The 4,693-nt window shown below is 73.4% G+C and carries 4 protein-coding genes and 1 pseudogene; 3 read left to right on the top strand and 2 right to left on the bottom strand.

Annotation, left to right across the window (positions count from 1 at the left end; all coding sequences use genetic code 11):
• The first annotated feature begins 101 nt into the window (after positions 1 to 101).
• Positions 102 to 752, top strand: coding sequence for a thymidine kinase (locus GT042_RS16965; RefSeq protein WP_161309558.1), 651 nt, complete (start codon positions 102 to 104; stop codon positions 750 to 752).
• On the opposite strand, the gene GT042_RS16960 is transcribed toward GT042_RS16965, so the two are convergent.
• Positions 720 to 1,577, bottom strand: a complete 858-nt coding sequence (locus GT042_RS16960; RefSeq protein WP_161309557.1) for a VOC family protein — start codon at positions 1,575 to 1,577, stop codon at positions 720 to 722. The two genes, GT042_RS16965 and GT042_RS16960, sit on opposite strands and share 33 nt — an antisense overlap.
• 59 nt (positions 1,578 to 1,636) lie before the next feature.
• Here GT042_RS16960 and GT042_RS16955 point away from each other — a divergent pair, with 59 nt between their 5' ends.
• The gene (locus GT042_RS16955) at positions 1,637 to 2,467 is read left to right on the top strand and encodes a sulfurtransferase (RefSeq protein WP_161309556.1); all 831 of its coding nucleotides are present in this window, start codon (positions 1,637 to 1,639) and stop codon (positions 2,465 to 2,467) included.
• Between the two features lie 174 nt (positions 2,468 to 2,641).
• On the opposite strand, the gene sepH is transcribed toward GT042_RS16955, so the two are convergent.
• Positions 2,642 to 3,676 (bottom strand): septation protein SepH, encoded by a 1,035-nt coding sequence (sepH, locus tag GT042_RS16950; RefSeq protein ID WP_161309555.1) that lies wholly within the window; start codon positions 3,674 to 3,676, stop codon positions 2,642 to 2,644.
• 350 nt (positions 3,677 to 4,026) lie between these two features.
• Between sepH and GT042_RS39135 the strand changes: the two are divergent.
• Positions 4,027 to 4,693: pseudogene (locus tag GT042_RS39135) on the top strand (hypothetical protein); the annotation flags it as partial.

The raw sequence follows: 4,693 nt of genomic DNA, 5'->3' as shown, positions 1-4,693 counted from the left end.
CGGGCGGACGACCCCACTTCGCGGACACGCCCTAGTCGCCCGGTCGCCCCTCGCGCTCCGTGGCGCAGAGTTCCCGTACATCCGAAAGGCCGTCACCCCGCATGCCAGAGCTCGTCTTCTTCTCCGGAACGATGGACTGCGGGAAGAGCACGCTGGCCCTCCAGATCGGGCACAACCGTTCGGCGCGTGGCCTCCAGGGCGTGATCTTCACGCGCGACGACCGGGCCGGCGAGGGCAAGCTGTCCTCGCGTCTGGGCCTGGTCACGGACGCCGTGGAGGCCGACGAGGACATGGACCTGTACGCGTACCTCGTCGACCACATCACCCGCGGTGGCCGCGCCGACCACGTGATCGTGGACGAGGCGCAGTTCCTCGCCCCGCGCCAGATCGACCAGCTCGCCCGGATCGTCGACGACCTCAACCTGGACGTCTTCGCCTTCGGCATCACCACCGACTTCCGTACGAAGCTGTTCCCCGGGTCCCAGCGCCTCATCGAGCTGGCCGACCGGATCGAGGCGCTCCAGGTCGAGGCCATGTGCTGGTGCGGCGCCCGGGCGACGCACAACGCCAGGACGGTCGGCGGCCGGATGGTCGTCGAGGGCGCGCAGGTCGTGGTGGGCGACGTGCACCACTCGACGGGGGACGTCGGGTACGAGGTGCTCTGCCGGCGCCACCACCGCCGCAGGATGACCAGCGCCGCCTCCCACGCGGGCGCGCTGTCACCGGACGTCCTGCCCGTCACCCCCGGGTGATCCTGGGGCCCCGCCCTCCGGTGACCGTACGGTCCGGTCCGGTGACCGTACGATCCCGAAGAGCGCGCCCTCCGGGTCCGTGACGATCGCCGTCCGCCCGTGCGCGCCGTCCTCCGGCGCCCGGAGCACCTGGCCGCCCCGCTCGGTGACCAGCAACGCCGCCGCGTCCGTGTCGTCGACCTCGAAGTAGACGATCCAGTACGGATGCCGCTCCCGGAAGCGGCCACTGCCGATGCCGTGCAGCGAGGCCACCGGCGTCCCCGCCAGCGCCAGCGTCTGGACGTCCGGCCCGGGACCGTCGCCGCCCGCGCCGTCGCCGTCGGCGCGCTCGTCGTACGCGAACAGACCCCGGTAGAAGGCGCCGATGGACGCCGTCTCCGGCGTGATCAGCTCGCACCAGACGGGGGTGCCGTGCGGCCCCGTGAGCATCGTGCCGGGGTGGGTGCCCGGCTCCCAGGTCCCGAAGAGCGCGCCCGCCGGGTCCAGCGCGATGGTCAGCCGCCCGGCCAGCCCCGCGGCCAGGGGCGGGACCGCGACCGTGCCGCCGTTGGTCCTGATCGCGCTCGCCGTCGCGTCGGCGTCGTCCGTGGCCAGGTACGTCGTCCAGCAGACGTGGAGCATCGGGTTCGGCTGGAGCTGGCCGATGCCCGCGATCTCGTGGTCGCCGATCCGGCCCCGCATGTACAGGCCCAGCTCGGGCGGCCCCTGTGCGAACTCCCAGCCGAACAGAGGGCCGTAGAACGCCTCGGCACCGGGCACGTCGTGCACCATCAGGTTGACCCAGCAGGGGGTGCCGGGCGTGGCCCGGACCGGTGCGTCGGACATCGTCACTGCTCCTCGGACCGTTGTCGTGGCCGTAGGGAAGGATGCGCGAGGATGCATCCATGACTGCCATCATCTCCGCCGCCCAACTCGCGGGCGAGTCAGCCGGGCCGCGACCGCCCGTCCTCCTGGATGTGCGCTGGAGCCTGGGCGGCCCTCCCGGGCGTCCCGCGTACGACGCGGGGCACCTGCCCGGTGCCGTCTACATCGACCTCGACACGGAGCTGGCGGGCCCGGCCGGCGCCGGCGGCCGGCACCCGCTGCCGGGCGTGGCGGCCTTCGGTACGGTGATGCGCCGGGCAGGCGTCTCGGCGGACACGCCCGTGGTCGTGTACGACGGGGGGCAGGGCTGGGCGGCGGCCCGCGCGTGGTGGCTGCTGCGCTGGACCGGCCACCCGGACGTACGGGTCCTGGACGGCGGCCTCGCGGCCTGGACCGGCCCGCTCTCCACCGACACCCCGTCCCCGGCCGAGGGCGACTTCGCGCCGGTCCCGGGCGGGATGCCGCTGCTGGACGCGGACGGCGCGGCGGCGCTGGCGGACGAGGGCCTGCTGCTGGACGCGCGGGCGGCTGAGCGCTATCGCGGGGACGTGGAACCGATCGACCGGGTCGGCGGCCACATCCCGGGCGCGGTGTCCGCCCCGACGACGGAGAACGTGGCCGAGGACGGCCGCTTCCTGCCCGCCGACCGGCTCACCGCCCGGTTCGGCGCGCTGGGAGCCACGGCGGAGACCGAGAACGTGGGGGTGTACTGCGGCTCGGGCGTCTCCGGGGCCCACGAGGTGCTGGCCCTGGAGATCGCCGGACACCGGGCGGCCCTGTACGCGGGCTCCTGGTCGGAGTGGTCCTCGGACGAGTCCCGCCCGGTCGCCACGGGCCCGGACCCGCGCTAGGGCGTGAGCCCGATCCCGTACGACGCGGCGTGAGCCCGATGCGTACGACGGCGTGAGTCCGGCCCGTACGGCACGAGGAACGCGTACGGCAGGAGAATCCCGTACGACCGAAGGAGCGCCGCCCACCGGGCGGCGCTCCTTCAAGGCATTCGACCAGCTCTGCCGGTCCTCCGGCTAGTCCTGCTTCTTCCGTCTCGTACCGAACACGATCTCGTCCCAGCTCGGCACCGCCGCCCGGCGGCCCGGGCGGACGCCGTCCGCCTCCGCCTGGCGGTCGGTCGTGCCCGTGAGCCGGTCACGATGACCCGTCACGGACCGGGGCATCAGCACGTCCGCGTACGCCGAACCGGCACCCGCCGACGCGGCGGGCGCGACCGGCTCCTCCTCGTCCGGGGCCGGCCCCGGATCGACGTCGGGCGGCTCCGGCGGCGCGGGCCGCTCCGGTACGACCATGTCGCCCCGGAAACTGGGCACCGCCTCCAGCAGGCTGGTCAGCGAGTCACGCTCGCTCTCGTCCGAATCGGGCAGCGAGGCACGCTCGGACCCCCGGTCGAGCGCGCGGTCCATCGGCCGGTCACGCGGCAGCCGGGCGATCCGGGGCACGAACGGGAAGCTCGGCTCCTTCGTGGCGAGCGTGTCGTCCGTGTCACCGATCAGCGCGCGCGCCTCGTCGTCGACGGCCTGGACGAGCCGCCGGGGCGGGTCGTACGTCCAGCTCGCCGAGTGGGGCTCACCCGCGACCAGGTAGACGAGCAGGACTTCCCAGGTGCCGTCGTCGCGGCGCCAGGAGTCCCACTGGACGGTCTCCTTCTCGGCGCCGCGCAGCGTCAGGCGCTCCTGCACGGCCTCACCGAGCTGGGGTCCCGCGTTCTCACCGGGCCGGCGTACGGGGGTCTTCCTGGCCCGTTCGGCCATGAAGGCGCGCTCCGCCAGCACCGGGCCCTCGAACCGGCGGACCCGGTCCACCGGGATGCCGGCGTGCTGCGCGACCTCCTCGGCGGAGGCGCCCGCCCGTATCCGGGCCTGGATGTCACGAGGCCGGAGATGGCTCTCCACCTCGATCTCGATCTGGCCCAGCCGGGCGCGGTCGTTGCGGACGGCAGCCCGGAGCCGCTCGTCGATCGGAAGCGTGTATTCCGTGCTGTCCGCAGCCTTGAGCACCAGTCGTGTGCCGTCGTTGGAGACGGCCACGACACGCAGTTCGGGCATGGGGACCTCCCGGGTGGTGCCTGCCGACGTCACGTGCGTCGCTGCTTCCGCTAGTCGAGTGTGGCCTGCCCGGGTGCAGCCTGCCACAACCTTGCCGTGCTGCCCGGCGTGTCGGGCAAGTGCCCTGGATCGCGGGAGTCCGGCCCCAGGGCTCGCCACAGTACTCCATTTGGGCCATGCGGGTGGAGCGGCACGCCGCCCAAGTTCTCCACCGGCACGGGAGTTGGGCCCAGGCATCCTTCGCACGCGCGTGTCAAGCTTCACACAATCCACAGAAGCGGAACGATTCCTTTCGCCTAACGGTCCCTTCCTGGTGCAGGGTGGGACAGATGGGTCGGCAGGGGGTGGAGATGGACCAGAGGAAGAACGACGGCGGGTACGACCGGGAGGACCAGGGAGAGAACGACGCAAAACTGACACAGAAGCGGCTGGATCTGAGTGTGCCGCAGGTGGCGGGCAGCGCGGTGGCGGCGATCGCGGCGGCCGTGCTCGCCTCCCAGCTCGGCGTGTACGGCACGATCATCGGCGCCGGCGTGGTCAGCGTGGTCGCCACCTGCGGGGCGTCGGTCTTCCAGCACGTCTTCCGCCGCACGGGCGAGCAGATACGCGTGGTGACGGTCCAGGCGAAACCGAAGAGCCGTCAGGTCCCGGCCGAACCGCCGTCGCTGCGGAAGACCCCACCGCGCGGGACCCCGGCCGGGGAGTCCGGCAGAGCCGCAGGGGAGTTCGGCCAGGTCAGCGGGGAGTTCGGCCAGGCCACCGGGGAGTTCGGCGAGGCCACCGTCCACGGCACGCGCGTCCGTGGATGGAAGCGCCCGGTCCGGGCGGCCGTCGTGGTCTTCCTGGTGGCGATGATCGGCATCACCGGCTTCGAACTGATCTCGGGCCACGACCTGAGCGGCGGCAAGGGGACCACGGTCGGGACCGCCGTCGGCGGCGGCCACCACCGGTCGACGCCCTCCCGGTCACCCGGCGGCACCCCCACCCCGGCCCAGGACCCCGGCGGCACGCCCGGCA

This window comes from Streptomyces sp. SID3212, assembly GCF_009865405.1.
Classification (GTDB): Bacteria; Actinomycetota; Actinomycetes; order Streptomycetales; family Streptomycetaceae; genus Streptomyces.
This window is presented reverse-complemented; position numbering and strand designations above follow the sequence as displayed.

What these genes read in the sequence shown, in the direction of transcription:
- GT042_RS16965 (WP_161309558.1), top strand. Translation starts at nt 102, where the DNA reads ATGCCAGAGCTCGTCTTCTTCTCCGGAACGATGGACTGCGGGAAGAGC.
- GT042_RS16960 (WP_161309557.1), bottom strand. Translation starts at nt 1,577, where the DNA reads ATGTCCGACGCACCGGTCCGGGCCACGCCCGGCACCCCCTGCTGGGTC.
- sepH (WP_161309555.1), bottom strand. Translation starts at nt 3,676, where the DNA reads ATGCCCGAACTGCGTGTCGTGGCCGTCTCCAACGACGGCACACGACTG.
- GT042_RS16955 (WP_161309556.1), top strand. Translation starts at nt 1,637, where the DNA reads ATGACTGCCATCATCTCCGCCGCCCAACTCGCGGGCGAGTCAGCCGGG.